Origin of the sequence: Klebsiella sp. MISC125 (assembly GCF_051131775.1) — a bacterium.
GTDB lineage: Bacteria > Pseudomonadota > Gammaproteobacteria > Enterobacterales > Enterobacteriaceae > Klebsiella.
In genome coordinates this window covers 1-16039 of the sequence record NZ_CP180448.1, presented here as the reverse complement: position 1 = coordinate 16039, position 16039 = coordinate 1, and the positions used below count along the sequence as shown (strand labels likewise).

Genomic DNA, 16039 nt, shown 5'->3' with positions numbered 1-16039 from the left:
CATCTGTTGCAGCAAGGGCATTTTATGAGCACCAGCGCACAAAAAAGCCCCGAAAATCGGGGCTTTATAGGTGTTCACTTAATTAGCTATTCAAGGCGGGACGATCGCTGATGGCGATACGCTGCGGAGCTATCTGTTCCGGCTCGTTACGAGTCAAATCGATATGCAGCAGGCCATTGGTAAAGGTTGCCCCGGAGACTTCCATATTTTCGGCGAGCGTAAAGCTCAGGCTAAATGCCTGGCTCACCAACCCCTGATGCAGCCATTTGGTCTCTTTTTCCGGCTGCTGCGGCGTACCTTTTACCGTCAGGCGCGTACCTTCCAACTGGACATCCAAATCTTCCTGACGGAAACCGGCCAGCGCAAGAGTTATGCGATAGTGGTTATCGTCGCTTTTTTCGATGTTATAGGGTGGGAAGGTCTGACTTTCACCGGCGGTTTGCAGGGCATTGGCCAGTTTGTCAAAACCGATCCATTGACGCAGCAGTGGGGATAAATCGTAGTTACGCATAGTATGTTTCTCCTTCTAAGAAGCGAGTTGATATCTGCAAATCCTGTGGATTTACATTTGCCTCCTGACGGCAGGCAGATTTTTAGTTTTATATCGGGCCGCATTCGCGACCCACGTAATTAGTTGATTTCGATGCGGCGCGGTTTATTCGCTTCAGGAATAACTCGCTCCAGGTCGATATACAGCAAACCGTTGACCAGGTTAGCACCGCGGATATGAATATTTTCCGCGAGCTGGAATTTACGCTCAAAGTTACGCTCGGCGATACCCTGGTACAGATAGGTACGCTCTTTCTGCTCGGCCGTATGGGAACCTTTAACAATCAACAGGTTGTCCTGAGTGGTAATCTCCAGTTCACTCTCTGCAAAACCCGCAACCGCAATCGCGATGCGGTAGTTGTTCTCGTCTACTAACTCAACGTTGTACGGAGGGTAGCCGCCATTACTCTGGCTTTGATTATTTTCTAACAGATTGAAAAGGCGGTCGAAACCAATAGCAGAACGATACAGCGGGGAGAGATCGAAATTACGCATAATAAATAGCTCCTGAAATCAGCGAGAATTATCTGACCTTCCATCATGGACAGGCCGTTATTACCCAGAATACCCATTCGGCGTATTCTCAGCGGGACACATTCCTAAAATGGGTTTAATAACGTTATTTTCAAGATGAAAAGGGCAATTTTTTTTGCAGTTTGTTGTCTATTGCTTAGACTGGAGTCACAGCACAAAAGGCAAAGTGCGACGCCTGCCACAGTGCAGCGCAATAACACTATGCATCCATGGAATGGCTCGATATAACCGATAGAAGGTTCTATCAACGCCCGTAACAATGACGGAAGAATGATGAAAAGCGGTCTGTTAAAGCTAATCCTGTTCAGCGGGATAATAATTTCAAGCGGGTGCTCCAGCGTCATGTCACATACCGGCGGCAAAGAAGGAACCTACCCGGGGACCCGCTCCAGCGCGCAAACGCTGGGTGATGACGATACTAACTGGGGAGTCAAATCTCTGGTCGCTCTGGATATGCCGCTCACCGCCGTGATGGACACACTGCTGCTGCCGTGGGATATGTTCCGTACCGATAGCTCGGTCAAATCGCGCGTGGAAAAGAGCGAGAAAGAGACGCTGGCCACCAACTCCGTGATCCCGCCAGCGCCAATGCCTAACCCGTAATTTAGCGTGCCGTTGCGGTTATCCAAAGCTGGCGATAACCGTCCACCTCTTCCATCCAGGCAAGCTGTTTGCCGTCTGGCGAAAAGACGATCGCATCGGCTGAGGGCGGATTTTCGTGTCCGGCAGTTAAAAAGGTGATCACCCCACTCTGCGCATCGCAGAGCGCAATTCGACTCTCCAGCACAAAGCCCAGCCATTTTCCTGATGGATGCCAGTTAAACGCCGATTGAATATCTGCGCTATTGTGGGTTAGCTGCCGCGGTTCGCCGCCTTGTGGCGAAATAATCCATAGCTGAACGACGCCGGTATCATCACGCATCAGAAAAGCAATCTCCGTGGCCTGCGGGTTGGCCCGCACCCAGTGGCGCGGCGTATTCGCAAGCCCAGGGTAACGACGTTCATGAGTAAACGTTAAGCGACGCTGAACAACGCCAGCCGGAGGTGCGGGCATCGTCGTTTCTGTACCTGCCAGAGGCCCATCGCCCAGCAGCTTCCAACCCTTTTCAGTCTTCGGCAACTCGACAATAAAAAGCTCCGGTACTTTATCGCCATTCATCGACTGCGTATCGCCGATAAACGCCAGCGCATGGTTGCCGACCCAGCCCTCTTCATAGGCCCGGTTGATGTCGTCGCTACCCGGGGTGGGCGTCGGCGTTGTCCGACTGACCAGTACGCACCAGTGGCTGCCGCCATATTCTCGCGGATGCTGCCCACGCGGCGTGACCGGGCCATAGGGCGCCGCCACGCCAACGTTGCGCAGATCGAGTAATGGATCACGCTCGTGCAGCACATGGTCGTTATAGGTAAAGCTGACAAATTCGCCGTTTGGGCTGAAGACATGCACATGGCTGCCACCGCGCAGCGCCCCTGGCGTATACGGGGCGGTGATATCCATCGCATCAAGATTGTGCGTTTCTCCCCGATATGTCACCACGCCGCGACGATGGTGGAAATCGTAATGCCAGTACTCATCCGGGTTTTCCGGGCCATGGATAAAAACGTACTGGTCTGCCGAAGGATGAACGGTCACCACGCCAACGTGCGCATTGTTTGTCGCACGATAGATCACTTCAACATCGCCGCTTTCAATATTGACGCGTTCAATGGTTTCGCCGGTAAACGACGACCCGGACGGACGGACGTCAAAAACCAGCCACTGGCTATCCGCCGTCCAAGTGCGTGTATTGGTAAGCTGATGATTACGTGGAGCAAAGGTGACTTGTTTCATAGACGGATAAACTCTGAAGCCTAATTAGCGCTTCAGAGTAGTTGATCTGCCAAAAGATGACTATGGTTCAAGCGCAGGAACAGGAGTAACTAAAGTCTTATCTCTTACCCAACCCGACACATTATCAAGGACTAATCGAGACATAGCCTCCCGGGTACTCCAGGTCGCGCTTGCCATATGCGGAGTCACCACAACATTCGCACGGTGCAACAGTCCCTGCGGAACTTCAGGTTCGTGACTAAAAACATCCAGCCCTGCTCCAGCAATGATTCCTACTTCCAGGGCTTTAACCAGTGCAGGTTCATCCACTACACTACCGCGAGAAATGTTAATTAAAATACCGCTCGCTCCCAGAGCTGTTAGCACCCGGTCATCAATAAGTGCCAGGTTTTCTGCGCAACCTGGTGTACATACCATCAAAAAGTCGCTGTGTGACGCCAGAATAGAAATATCCTCAACCCAAGTATAATCCAACCCGGGTATTGCTTTACGGTCGCTATAGGAAACCTGTATCGCAAACCCTTCGCACCGTCGCGCGATTGCCTGCCCAATTCTCCCCATTCCAACAATCCCAACTCGCGAACCCGAAACCTTGTGTGTCCATGGAAAACCACCCTGACGCCAGCCCCCTTCTTCAATAAACTTCTGTGCAGCAACGATTTGCCGCGACGTCGCCAACATCAACCCCATGGCTAAATCAGCAACATCATCAGTTAATACCCCTGGCGTATGGCTGACGGCAACATGATGATCGGCTGCGGCACGAACATCTACGCCATCGTAACCCACGCCAAAAACAGCGATCAGTTCCAGAGACGGTAGGCTGGAAATAAGTTGACGTGTTACGATAGCCTCACCATTCGTAATCATAATAGTGAATTGTTCCGCCAAAATATCTAACTCGTCGACTGTAAGTGACTCATATTCATAAACTTCGTACAATCGTTCTAGTTCTGCTGTCAGTTGTTCAGGTAATGATGCTTGTTTTAATATTTTCAATTTCATGCTTATTTATTCACTTATAATGAAGAATGGACTGACTGCTTTATTGACGTGCTTTTACCGGGTCGGGAAACGGCTATGCCGACAATCCCTCCTAATATCAGAGCGATGGCAACAATAAGCAGACCGTAGTGATAGCTATTTGTCAGATCTTTAATCTTGCCTAAAATTGGAGGCAGACCCAACCCAACAAAATTTGCGATAGTATTAATAAAAGCAATAGATGCAGCAGCAGCAACACCGGCAAGCTTTTCAGTGGTGACAGCCCAAAAAACTGGAGTCAAGGCAAAGTTAAATCCAACCGTAAGTACCAGAAGAATATAGGAGACCAGCAGATTACCTGAATAAATAGCAATCCCTAGAGATATCCCGGCCAAAATCAATGGCAATCCCATATGTAATGATCGTTCTTTCGTCAGATCAGAATGACGCCCATTAAGATACATAAATAAACATGCGAAAATGAATGGCACAGCAGCTAGTAAACTAATAACAAAATTACTCTGCTCGCTGGCAATACTTTTTATAATCAAAGGTAAGAACAAAGTAATACCGATAGACCCGAAAGCCTGCAAAAACCATACTAAGCTTAACAATAAGACAACTTTATTTTTCAATGCACTTAGCCATGAGTGGTTTTTGTTAACCATGACACTTCGGTTATCTTCAGCTAACTGTGATACCAACCATTCTTTTTCTGAACCCGATAGCCAATGAGCCTTTTCAGGACTCGATGGCAGCAGCCATAAAACCATAATACCAAGAATAATTGCCGGTATCCCCTCAATCGCAAATAACCAGCGCCAACCCGCGATATCTGCAATACCATGCATATTTAAAATAAATCCTGAGACCGGCAACCCAATTATCGATGCAAGAACTGACCCCATATAAAAAAAGGACATAGCCCGAGCTCTATTACTTTTAGGAAACCAGCAGGAAATATAGTAAATAATACCTGGAGTAAATCCAGCCTCAGCCATTCCCAATAGAAAGCGCATCACGTAGAGCTGCGTTGGCGTATGTACCAGTGACATCCCGGCGCTTACAACTCCCCAGGTAATCATTATCCTCGCAATCCAGATACGAGCACCTACTCGGGTCATAATAATATTGCTGGGAATTTCAAAAATGATATAGGAGATATAGAACATCCCCACACCAAGCCCATACATACTGGCTGTCAACCCTAAATCGGCATTCATTTGTAAGGCCGCGATAGATATATTAGTTTTATCTAAGTTCGCGACAAAATAACAAATAATGACAAAAGGTATTATTTTGATGTTAAGTTTTTTTAATGTAGATGTATAGAGTTCAATGCTCATGTATTATTACCTCACCACCTTGCCTTCAAGAATAAAAAACTATCGTCAGAAGGCAAAGTTTGATATAGAGAAACTAATAAACTGATTAGAATATTACCACTCAGCAACAACACCATCTTCCAGGCGCCACAACGGATTACGCCAGTCCGGCGCATTTTTACTTAACTCTATAACCCTTGCTTCATCGATTTCTACGCCAAGCCCCGGCTTCATTAGCGGTTTAAAGAAGCCGCCTTCCATATTGAAATCTTCTTTATTCTTCACAAAGTCGAGTAATTCCGCGCCTTTGTTATAGTGAATGCCCATGCTTTGCTCCTGGAATACGGCGTTATAGGAAACAAAGTCAATGTGCAGGCAGGCGGCCAGCGCGATAGGCCCCAGCGGGCAGTGCGGTGCCAATGCCACATCATAAGCCTCTGCCATACCAGCGATTTTGTAGCATTCGGTGATACCACCGGCATGGGACAGATCAGGCTGCAAAATGGCCAGACCGCCCGCTTCCAGCACGCGTTTAAATTCAAAACGCGAGAACATGCGTTCGCCTGCGGCAATAGGAATTGAGGTTTGTGCTGCCAGCCGTGGGTAATATTCCGCTTGTTCCGCCAGAACCGGTTCTTCAATAAATAATGGGCGATACTGTTCCAGTTCTTTAATTAATACTTTTGCCATTGGCGCGCTAACGCGACCGTGGAAATCGAGACCGAATTCAATTTCAGTGCCAAAAGCCTCGCGAATTTGCGCTACGGTGTTCACCGCCGCATCTACCGCACGTGAGTTATCGATAAGTCCCAGCTCTTCACAGCCATTTAATTTAAAGGTATCAAAACCGATCCCGCGCAGTTTCTTGATACCATCAATCACTTCTGCCGGACGATCGCCGCCGACCCAGCTGTAGGCTTTGATTTTGTCTCGTACCAGGCCGCCCATCAGCTGCCAGACCGGCGCATTCAGTACTTTGCCTTTAATATCCCACAGCGCCTGGTCGATACCGGCGATGGCGCTCATTAGGATCGGGCCGCCGCGATAAAAACCCGCACGGTACATCACCTGCCACAGGTCGTTGATACGCGCCGGGTCCTGACCTATCAGATAGTCACCAAGTTCATGCACTGCCGCTTCTACGGTTCGCGCACGCCCTTCGATAACGGGTTCGCCCCAGCCGACCACGCCCTCGTCGGTTTCAATCTTCAAAAACATCCAGCGAGGGGGTAAACGATACGTGGTGATTTTGGTTATTTTCATTGCACTGCCTCTCGATACGCTTTAACAAATGCTGCCGCCTGCTGTGCGGTACGTTCTACGGATTGCCCGGCGCGATAGAGGTCGCTACCCAGCCCGGCTCCAATACAGCCTGCCTTTAACCACTGCGCCAGATTCTCCGGCGTGACGCCGCCCACGGCGAAAACGGGAACATCCGACGGTAAAACGGCTTTCAGCGCCTTGATATAGTCAGGGCCAAACGCCGAGGAAGGGAACACTTTCAGCGCCTGAGCACCCGCATCCAGCGCGGTGAAAGCCTCGGTCGCCGTCGCGCATCCTGGGCAAACCGTCATGCCGTAGCTCACCGCACGGCGAATCACCTCAGGCTGAATATTTGGCGTGACGATAAGCTTGCAGCCCATTTCGGCAAGCTGGTCAACCTGCTCAGCCTTAAGAACGGTGCCTGCGCCAATCAGCGCTTTATCGCCGTAAGCATCCACCACGGCGGGAATGCTTTTTTCCCACTGCGGTGAGTTAAGCGGGATTTCGACTGCGTCGAACCCGGCCTCAATCACGGCGCCCACGTGCGCCAGCGCATCTTCCGGCGTAATGCCGCGCAAGATAGCGATAAGGGGTAGATTAGTTTGCCACTGCATGAGCGATGCTCCTTATTCCTGTCTGAAATGCCGTATCGCCATCCACCGCACAGACTTCACGCCCGATAGCGTGAAAAGCCTGAAGATAGCGCGACGTGAGTGATGACCCCGCAACAAGCGTGATGGACTGCTGCCCGGAGAACTGTTCACTCAGGGTGGCAACTTCCGCGCCAATCAGCAGGCCTGATAAAAACTCGCTAACCTGCTCGCGCGGCAGTGAGCCCAGCACATGCGAAGCGCGAACCTCAAAAAGCTGCGGCAGTACGGCTGGCGAATTAAGACCACGTTCGAGTCCGGCACGGAAAGCTTCCATTGAGGATTCCTGCTCTGGCAGACCCGCGCCCACCAGCGAGTAGCGCAACAGCAGGTGATGTAATTCTCCGGTCATCACCGTACGAAAATCATGGATTTGTTGGCGGTCAGCCTGCACCCATTTGCAGTGGGTGCCGGGCATCACATAGACAGAAGAAGGGGCAATCGCCTGCGCGCCAAGGAGCTGAGTCTCTTCGCCGCGCATCACATTATGGTTATCGTCACGAGAAACGCAGAGCCCGGGAATAATCCAGACGTTGTCGCTAACGGACGTCAACTGTTGCCCAATGGCAGAGAAATGAACGGGAACCGGCAGGTAGGGCGCAATCTTCCAGCCCACGTTGCTGCCAACCATTCCCGCCATCACTACCGGGGTAGCGCTGTCGCGCCAGTTTTGGGTTATCTCGCTAAACACCGCTGCGGGAGATGTTCCGTTCAGGCGCGTGACGCCTGCTTCTGATTGCCTGCTCTCCAGGCACTGGTCGCCCTGATAAAGCCAGGCGCGAAGATTGGTCGATCCCCAGTCAATTGCGATGTAGCGAGATGTCATGTGATTTCCTTCAACCTTCGTGTGGAGCTGGCAATCATGTCGAGTGCTGCCTGCTCTGCCGCTTCGCTGTCCTGATGCCGGATGGCGTCAAACAGTGCCTTATGTTCCTGGAGCGTTTTCGGCATGTTGGCCTCATCGCCCATCCAGGTCCTTTCAAATACGGCTCGCTGTAGCGAGCTGATCGCGACGCTGAGCTGTTGCAAAACCGGGTTATGTACCGATTGCAGCACCGCCTCGTGATAGCGAATATCCGCTTCGTTAAACGCGTCTCTGTCCTGGTTATTGGCGATCATGTCGTTGAGCGCCTCTTCGATTTGCGCCAGATCGCTCGATGTCGCGCGTTCTGCCGCCCAGCGGGCGATTGCCGGTTCCACCAGGTTACGCACTTCGCTCATCGCGCCAATTAACCGTGGGTCATAATCGTTCTCCAGCACCCACTGTAAGACGTCGGTATCGAGATAATTCCACTGGTTACGCGAGGCGACAAACGCGCCGCGATAACGCTTCATTTCAATCAGTCGCTTGGCCATCAACGAGCGGAAGACTTCGCGAATGATATTGCGCGAGGTTTCAAACTCCTCACACAGGTCGGCTTCCGCTGGCAGCGCAGAGCCGGGAACGTATTTACCGCTAACAATCTGCTTGCCTAGCGTAATGACGATGCGATCGGTTTTGTTGAGAGTCATGGAGAGTCCTTGTGCTCTGTATGTACTTCCCTACTTTACCGCGATCGGCGCATTTCACCGCAACTTTGTAGTACTACCGTAATAGCATTCTTTCTCGTCACGAGCCTAATGTAGTACAATACAATCATGTTGTACTACAATTTAGATCACAAAAACGACAATTGAGTGTAAGGATTTTCTTGAGTGGTAAACTGGGGGCATAAAAAAACCCGCGATCGACGCGGGTTGTTCATGTGCGAGATGATTTAATTTAGTACGTATTTTTCAATGGCATACGCGACACCATCTTCCAGGTTAGATTTGGTGATAAAGTTTGCCGCTTCCTTCACCGCCGGAATGGCGTTATCCATCGCGACGCCGACGCCAGCGTATTCAATCATCGCAATATCATTTTCCTGATCGCCAATCGCCATTACTTCTTCCGGTTTGATGCCCAGCGTATCGGCCAGCGATTTCACGCCGGTGCCTTTAGTCACGCGTTTATCAAGAATTTCAAGGAAGTACGGCGCGCTTTTCAGCACGGTATATTTCTCTTTCACTTCCGCCGGGATGCGAGCGATGGCCTGGTCCAGAATCGCCGGTTCGTCGATCATCATCACTTTCAACAGCTGGATGTTCGGATCCATATTTTCCGCTTCGCAGAACACCAGCGGGATCGTCGCCACGTAGGATTCATGCACCGTGTAATAGCTCACATCGCGGTTAGCGGTGTACAGGGTATTACGATCGAGCGCATGGAAATGGGAACCGACTTCGCGGGAAAGCTGTTCCAGATAGCGATAGTCATCGTAGCTCAGCGCGGTTTGCGCAACGGTACTGCCGTCGCTCGCCTTCTGTACCAGGGCACCGTTATAGGTGATGCAGTAATCTCCCGGCTGCTCCATATGCAGTTCTTTCAGATAACTGTGCACGCCAGCATAAGGGCGACCGGTGGTCAGCACCACATTGACGCCGCGTTCGCGGGCTGCGGCAATCGCGGTTTTCACCGCAGGTGAAATGGTATGGTCTGGCAGCAGCAGCGTGCCGTCCATATCAATTGCAATCAGTTTAATAGCCATGAAATCCCCGGGTAAGATGAGTCCTTACTCATGCTAACGCGATTCCGCTCAAAAAACAGCAATAGAAATCGGGATAAAGGAGGATAGAATTGAGAGGAGGGATTCCTCTTTTGCGGACAAAAAAACGCCCGGTTGCGCAAGACACTACCGGGCTGATTTTACGCAACTACGATTAGATATCGATGTTCGCCGCTTTCAGGGCGTTCTCTTCGATAAAGGCGCGGCGCGGTTCAACGGCGTCGCCCATCAGAGTAGTAAACAGCTGATCGGCGGCAATTGCATCCTTCACGGTCACGCGCAGCATACGGCGGCTGTCCGGGTCCATGGTGGTTTCCCATAGCTGGTCCGGGTTCATCTCGCCCAGACCTTTATAACGCTGGATAGAAAGGCCACGGCGGGACTCTTTCACCAGCCATTCCAGCGCCTGTTCGAAGCTGGCAACCGGCTGGCGGCGCTCACCACGTTCGATGAATGCATCGTCTTCGATCAGGCCACGCAGCTTCTCGCCGAGGGTGCAGATGCGATTATATTCCGGCCCGGTCACAAACTCGTGGTCCAGCGGGTAATCGGTATCCACGCCGTGGGTACGCACACGGACAATCGGTTCAAACTGCTGCAGCTCGGCGTTCTCACGAATATCGAATTTCCACTGGCTACCGTGCTGCTCTTTCTCATTCAGCTCGCTCACCAGGGTGTTAATCCAGCGAGTTACCGCCTGCTCGTTGCCCAGATCGGCCTCTGCGAGCGTTGGCTGATAGATAAGCTCTTTCAGCAGCGATTTCGGGAAGCGACGCTCCATGCGGCCAATCATTTTCTGCGTAGCGTTGTACTCAGACACCAGTTTTTCCAGCGCTTCGCCCGACAGGGCCGGCGCACCTTCAGTGGTATGCAGAGTCGCGCCATCCAGAGCAATGGTGAGCTGATACTGATCCATCGCCTCATCATCTTTGATGTACTGTTCCTGCTTGCCTTTCTTCACTTTATACAGCGGTGGCTGCGCAATGTAGACGTGGCCGCGCTCAACGATTTCCGGCATCTGACGATAGAAGAAGGTCAGCAGCAGCGTACGGATGTGCGAGCCATCGACGTCCGCATCGGTCATGATAATAATGCTGTGATAGCGCAGTTTGTCCGGGTTGTACTCGTCACGGCCAATGCCGCAGCCCAGCGCGGTAATCAGCGTTGCCACTTCCTGAGAGGCGAGCATTTTGTCGAAGCGCGCTTTCTCAACGTTGAGGATTTTACCTTTCAGCGGCAGAATCGCCTGGTTCTTACGGTTACGCCCCTGTTTAGCAGAGCCGCCCGCAGAGTCCCCTTCCACTAAGTACAGTTCAGAGTGAGCCGGGTCGCGTTCCTGACAATCAGCCAGTTTGCCCGGCAGACCAGCCAGATCCAGCGCGCCTTTACGGCGGGTCATTTCACGTGCGCGACGAGCTGCTTCGCGCGCGCGCGCAGCATCGATAATTTTGCCGACCACGATTTTGGCATCAGACGGATTTTCCAGCAGGTATTCGTTCAGCAGTTCGTTCATCTGCTGTTCTACCGCCGTTTTCACCTCGGAAGAAACCAGCTTATCTTTGGTCTGCGAGGAGAATTTCGGATCCGGCACCTTGACGGAAACCACGGCAATCAGGCCTTCACGGGCATCGTCACCGGTGGCGCTGACCTTCGCTTTTTTGCTGTAGCCTTCTTTATCCATGTAGGCGTTCAGGGTACGGGTCATCGCCGCACGGAAGCCTGCAAGGTGAGTACCGCCATCACGCTGCGGAATGTTGTTGGTAAAGCAGTAGATGTTTTCCTGGAAGCCATCGTTCCACTGCAGCGCCACTTCTACGCCGATACCGTCTTTTTCGGTGGAGAAGTAGAAGATATTCGGGTGGATCGGCGTTTTGTTTTTGTTGAGATACTCAACAAACGCCTTGATGCCGCCTTCGTAGTGGAAATGGTCTTCTTTGCCATCACGCTTATCGCGCAGGCGAATAGAAACCCCGGAGTTCAGGAACGACAGCTCACGCAGGCGTTTTGCCAGGATTTCATATTCAAATTCAATAACGTTGGTGAAGGTTTCATAGCTCGGCCAGAAACGCACCATAGTACCGGTTTTTTCGGTATCGCCGGTTACGGCCAGCGGGGCCTGCGGCACGCCGTGCGCGTAAATCTGACGGTGAATTTTATTGTCGCGCTGAATCACCAGCTCCAGTTTCTGCGACAGGGCGTTAACCACGGAAACGCCTACGCCGTGCAGGCCGCCGGAAACTTTATAGGAGTTATCATCAAATTTGCCGCCTGCGTGCAGCACGGTCATGATAACTTCCGCCGCCGATACGCCCTCTTCCGGGTGGATCCCGGTCGGAATACCACGGCCATCATCCTGTACGGAGACGGAGTTGTCGCTGTGGATGGTGACAACGATGTCTTTACAGTAACCTGCGAGCGCTTCGTCGATAGCGTTATCCACAACCTCGAATACCATGTGGTGCAGACCGGTGCCGTCATCCGTGTCGCCGATATACATACCAGGGCGCTTACGCACCGCATCCAGCCCTTTCAGGACTTTGATACTGGAGGAGTCATAAGAATTCGACATCAACGTTTCTCGCTCATTTAATCTTAGGTTAATCCGCTATTTTACCCTTTTCCACGGTAAACATCTTCGAATTTTCGTCCGACATGTCTATAACGTGTTCAGCGCTGATGGCGCTGACGAAAACCTGCGACTGCGTCGCTTTTAAACGGCTGGCAAGCAGCCCGCGCCGCGCGTCATCAAGTTCCGAGGCAAAATCATCTATCAAGTAAAGGCAGCGCCGACCGCTCTCGCGGGTCAGAAACTCGCCTTGCGCCAGTCGTAGGGCGCACATCAGCAGCTTAAGCTGCCCGCGCGATAAGGTGTCCTCCACCGGCGCACCGTCGGCACGAATGCGGAAATCCGCCTTGTGCGGGCCGTGGGCAGTGTAGGTCAACATGCGATCGCGCTCGAAACTTCTCTCCAGCACCTCGGCATAATCCGTTTCTTTCTCCCAGCCGCGCTGGAAAGAAAAGGTGAGAGCGAATTCCGGTAAAAACTGCCGACAGGTATCCGCCATATCTTCGACGATAGCGGCGCTGTATTCGGCACGCCAGCGGCTGATTTGTTCCGCCAGCGGGATCAATTCCAGATCCCATGGTCGCAGTTGGGCATAGCGGCTGACCTGACGCAGCGCGGCGTTGCGCTGCTTCACCAGGCGCTTCAGGTTGCTCCACGCGGTAAAGAATCCGGCTTCATTGTGGAAGCATCCCCAGTCAAGGAAGGCTCTTCTGTATTTGGGGCCGCCGTTGAGTAAAGTAAAGCCCTCGGGTGTAATCAGCTGCATCGGTATCAGATGCGCCAACTCCGCCACTTTATGACCGTCGGTACCGTCGATACGAACCTTGCTGTCGCCCTGCTTATCTTTGGTCAGGCCGATAGAAACTTCGCGCTCTTCACCCTGCAGGCGTCCGTGCAGAACAAACGATTCCTGCTCGTGACGGATCACGCGACCAATCTGCAAACTGCGAAACGCCCGACCGTGACCGAGCGTATAAATAGCTTCCAGCACGCTGGTTTTACCGCTGCCGTTGGCGCCAACCAGGAAGTTAAAGCCGGGGGATAAAGCGAGATCCGCATTTTCAATATTGCGGAAGTCTTTGATTAGAAGTCGGGATAGCGACATATCAGCTCATAGCCAGGGCGTTATCGGCGCAGTTAGTCTGGTTTCGGCCAGCGCGCAGCAACCGGAGCGTACTAAAGTACGTGAGGATTGCGAGCACTGCCCGGAGCCAGAATAACAAGCAAGATAGCCCGATATTTTCTACAACCGCATTGGCATAACAACATAGGCTGCGGATTGAGAAGCCGCATCCTCAATCTGCACGCTCGATACGGAATCGGTCAGCAAAATACGCACGTTCTCGCACTTCAGCGCATTAAGCACATCCAGCACGTAGCTAACGTTAAAACCGATTTCCATCTCTGTCCCGGCATAGGTGACATCCAGAATTTCTTCTGCTTCTTCCTGCTCCGGGTTATTAGCGGTGATTTTCAGCTGATTTTCACTGACGTACAGGCGCACGCCGCGGAATTTCTCGTTCGAGAGAATCGCCGCGCGGGCAAATGCCTGCTTGAGAATATCGCAGCCGGCATCCAGGTGTTTATCCGGATTTTTCGGCAATACGCGGCGATAATCAGGGAAACGGCCATCAACAAGCTTCGATGTGAAGATAAAGTCACCAACGTGGGCTCGGATGTTGTTGCTGCCGATCTGCACGCGCAGCGGCGTTTCGCCGCCGTCGAGCATACGCATCAGCTCAATCACCCCTTTACGCGGCACGATCACCGAATGGTTCGGCAACGATTCTTCCAGCGGCATAGAGCAAACTGCCAGGCGGTGGCCGTCGGTCGCTACTGTACGCAGTTCGCTACCTTCGGTTTCAAACAGCATGCCGTTTAAGTAGTAGCGAACATCCTGGTGAGCCATCGAAAACTGAGTGGCTTCGATCAGGCGCTTCATCGTCGCCTGCGGCAGGGTGAATTCGACTTCACTCTGCCAGTCATCGAGGTTCGGGAAATCAGCGGCGGGCAGGGTCGACAGCGAGAAGCGGCTGCGCCCGGAGCGTACCAGCATGCGGTCGCCTTCCAGCTGTACCACGATCTCCGCACCTTCAGGCAGTCCGCGGCAGATATCAAAAAATTTACGCGCTGGAACGGTCGTTGCTCCCGCTTCGTGCGGTTGAATCAGCGCCACGCGCGCGACCATTTCCATTTCCAGATCGGTACCGGTCAGCGACAGCGCGCCATCGGTAACCTGCAGGAGCAGGTTGCCGAGAATCGGCAGCGTCGGACGACCACCTAACGGACCGCTCACCTGTTGCAGCGGTTTTAATAAATGTTCACGTTCTACGGTAAATTTCATAGCGTCACGAGGATAATGTTCTGATTAAATTGGAAAAATCTTCTTTGATGTCGTGGCTTTCTTCACGCAGTTGCTCAATTTTACGGCAGGCGTGCAGGACGGTGGTATGGTCACGACCGCCAAACGCATCGCCGATTTCCGGCAGACTGTGGTTGGTCAGCTCCTTTGCCAGCGCCATCGCCATTTGACGAGGGCGCGCCACCGAACGGGAGCGGCGTTTAGACAGCAGGTCCGCTACCTTAATCTTGTAATACTCCGCCACCGTCTTCTGAATGTTGTCGATGGTGACCAGTTTTTCCTGTAACGCGAGCAGATCGCGCAGCGCTTCGCGCACGAAATCGATAGTGATCGCTCGGCCAGTAAAGTTGGCGTTGGCGATAACACGGTTCAGTGCGCCTTCCAGCTCACGTACGTTGGAACGCAGACGCTTAGCGATAAAGAACGCCACTTCACCCGGCAGGCGAATATCATTTTCATCGGCTTTTTTCATCAGGATCGCCACGCGAGTTTCCAGCTCTGGCGGCTCGATCGCTACCGTCAGGCCCCAACCGAAGCGTGATTTCAGACGATCCTCAACCCCGTTGATCTCTTTCGGATAGCGATCCGACGTCAGGATGATCTGCTGATTGCCTTCCAGCAGGGCATTGAAGGTGTGGAAAAACTCTTCCTGCGAGCGCTCTTTATTCGCAAAGAACTGGATATCATCGATCAGCAGGGCATCAACGGAACGGTAGTAACGTTTAAACTCTTCAATGGCGTTGTTTTGCAGGGCTTTTACCATGTCCTGCACAAAACGTTCGGAGTGCATGTAAACCACTTTCGCGTTCGGTTTGCGCGCTACAATGCCGTTACCAACCGCATGCAAAAGGTGGGTTTTACCCAGACCGGTGCCGCCATAAAGGAATAGTGGGTTGTAGGCTCCGCCAGGGTTATCAGCAACCTGGCGCGCCGCCGCGCGAGCCAGCTGGTTAGATTTACCTTCAACGAAGTTATCAAACGTGTGCTTAATGTTAACGTTGGAGCGATAAGTCGGCTCTGCGGGTGCCGGGACGTTGTCCCAGCCCGGACGCACAATTGTCGGCGCAACGCGCGCCGTCTGAACCTGAGCCGCAGGCGCGGTGGCCGCAACGCTTACTGTGCTTCTGTGCGGCTGAACCGCAGGCTTAGTGCCAACTTCAAAACGCAGCTGTGGGGCATCAACACCGCAAAATTCATTGAGGAGGCCATTGATATTATTGAGGTATTTATCCCTTACCCAATCGAGCACAAAACGGTTTGGCGCATACAGTGCCAGCGTGTTATCGCTCAATTCCGCCTGCAAAGGGCGTATCCACATACTGAATTCTGTGGCTGGTAACTCATCCTGCAATCGGGCAAGACACTGCTGCCAAAGCGAAAGTGACAC

The 16039-nt window shown here is 52.3% G+C and carries 15 protein-coding genes and 1 other annotated feature; of the genes, 1 reads left to right on the top strand and 14 read right to left on the bottom strand.

What is annotated here, in order from left to right; all coding sequences use genetic code 11:
* Positions 1 to 82: 82 nt before the first annotated feature.
* Complete coding sequence (gene ibpB, locus ACMYSL_RS00075) at positions 83 to 511, bottom strand: small heat shock chaperone IbpB (protein WP_182235406.1); 429 nt, start codon at positions 509 to 511, stop codon at positions 83 to 85.
* A gap of 119 nt (positions 512 to 630) precedes the next feature.
* Positions 631 to 1044: a small heat shock chaperone IbpA gene (gene ibpA, locus ACMYSL_RS00070; RefSeq protein ID WP_181484335.1), complete on the bottom strand. Its 414-nt coding sequence runs from the start codon at positions 1042 to 1044 to the stop codon at positions 631 to 633.
* Positions 1038 to 1113, bottom strand: a sequence feature (ROSE (Repression Of Heat Shock gene Expression) occurs in the 5'-region of heat shock genes and acts as an RNA thermometer to modulate expression.). It overlaps the preceding gene by 7 nt.
* 240 nt (positions 1114 to 1353) lie before the next feature.
* On the opposite strand from ibpA, the gene ACMYSL_RS00065 reads away from it, so the two are divergent.
* Positions 1354 to 1686 carry a YceK/YidQ family lipoprotein gene (locus tag ACMYSL_RS00065; RefSeq protein WP_110275999.1) on the top strand — a complete coding sequence of 111 codons (333 nt, stop codon included), beginning with the start codon at positions 1354 to 1356 and terminating at the stop codon, positions 1684 to 1686.
* Between the two features lies 1 nt (position 1687).
* Here ACMYSL_RS00065 and ACMYSL_RS00060 read toward each other — a convergent pair whose 3' ends face one another.
* The 12 genes from ACMYSL_RS00060 to dnaA all read right to left on the bottom strand — a co-directional run bounded on the left by ACMYSL_RS00060 (position 1688) and on the right by dnaA (position 16039).
* Positions 1688 to 2914, bottom strand: a complete 1227-nt coding sequence (locus tag ACMYSL_RS00060; protein ID WP_434661028.1) for a DUF3748 domain-containing protein — start codon at positions 2912 to 2914, stop codon at positions 1688 to 1690.
* Between the two features lie 60 nt (positions 2915 to 2974).
* Positions 2975 to 3919 (bottom strand): 2-hydroxyacid dehydrogenase, encoded by a 945-nt coding sequence (locus ACMYSL_RS00055; RefSeq protein ID WP_434661027.1) that lies wholly within the window; start codon positions 3917 to 3919, stop codon positions 2975 to 2977.
* A gap of 14 nt (positions 3920 to 3933) precedes the next feature.
* On the bottom strand, positions 3934 to 5244 hold the full coding sequence (locus ACMYSL_RS00050) for an MFS transporter (protein WP_434661026.1): 1311 nt from the start codon (positions 5242 to 5244) through the stop codon (positions 3934 to 3936).
* A 93-nt stretch (positions 5245 to 5337) separates the two neighbouring features.
* The gene (gene dgoD / locus ACMYSL_RS00045; protein WP_434661025.1) at positions 5338 to 6486 is read right to left on the bottom strand and encodes a galactonate dehydratase; all 1149 of its coding nucleotides are present in this window, start codon (positions 6484 to 6486) and stop codon (positions 5338 to 5340) included.
* Positions 6483 to 7100 carry a 2-dehydro-3-deoxy-6-phosphogalactonate aldolase gene (locus ACMYSL_RS00040; RefSeq protein WP_434661024.1) on the bottom strand — a complete coding sequence of 206 codons (618 nt, stop codon included), beginning with the start codon at positions 7098 to 7100 and terminating at the stop codon, positions 6483 to 6485. The genes dgoD and ACMYSL_RS00040 overlap by 4 nt, the downstream gene beginning before the upstream one ends.
* Entirely contained in the window at positions 7084 to 7962 is an 879-nt protein-coding gene (locus tag ACMYSL_RS00035) for a 2-dehydro-3-deoxygalactonokinase (RefSeq protein ID WP_434661023.1), read from the bottom strand. The genes ACMYSL_RS00040 and ACMYSL_RS00035 overlap by 17 nt, the downstream gene beginning before the upstream one ends.
* The gene (gene dgoR / locus ACMYSL_RS00030; protein ID WP_434661022.1) at positions 7959 to 8648 is read right to left on the bottom strand and encodes a D-galactonate utilization transcriptional regulator DgoR; all 690 of its coding nucleotides are present in this window, start codon (positions 8646 to 8648) and stop codon (positions 7959 to 7961) included. The genes ACMYSL_RS00035 and dgoR overlap by 4 nt, the downstream gene beginning before the upstream one ends.
* Positions 8649 to 8893: 245 nt before the next feature.
* A complete protein-coding gene (yidA, locus tag ACMYSL_RS00025; protein ID WP_434661021.1) occupies positions 8894 to 9706 on the bottom strand; it encodes a sugar-phosphatase in 813 nt (270 codons plus the stop codon).
* Between the two features lie 172 nt (positions 9707 to 9878).
* Positions 9879 to 12293 carry a DNA topoisomerase (ATP-hydrolyzing) subunit B gene (gene gyrB, locus ACMYSL_RS00020; RefSeq protein WP_110276009.1) on the bottom strand — a complete coding sequence of 805 codons (2415 nt, stop codon included), beginning with the start codon at positions 12291 to 12293 and terminating at the stop codon, positions 9879 to 9881.
* 28 nt (positions 12294 to 12321) lie between these two features.
* Positions 12322 to 13395: a DNA replication/repair protein RecF gene (gene recF / locus ACMYSL_RS00015; protein WP_182235413.1), complete on the bottom strand. Its 1074-nt coding sequence runs from the start codon at positions 13393 to 13395 to the stop codon at positions 12322 to 12324.
* Between the two features lie 138 nt (positions 13396 to 13533).
* Positions 13534 to 14634 carry a DNA polymerase III subunit beta gene (gene dnaN / locus ACMYSL_RS00010; protein ID WP_181484326.1) on the bottom strand — a complete coding sequence of 367 codons (1101 nt, stop codon included), beginning with the start codon at positions 14632 to 14634 and terminating at the stop codon, positions 13534 to 13536.
* 4 nt (positions 14635 to 14638) lie between these two features.
* Positions 14639 to 16039 carry a chromosomal replication initiator protein DnaA gene (gene dnaA, locus ACMYSL_RS00005; RefSeq protein ID WP_110276012.1) on the bottom strand — a complete coding sequence of 467 codons (1401 nt, stop codon included), beginning with the start codon at positions 16037 to 16039 and terminating at the stop codon, positions 14639 to 14641.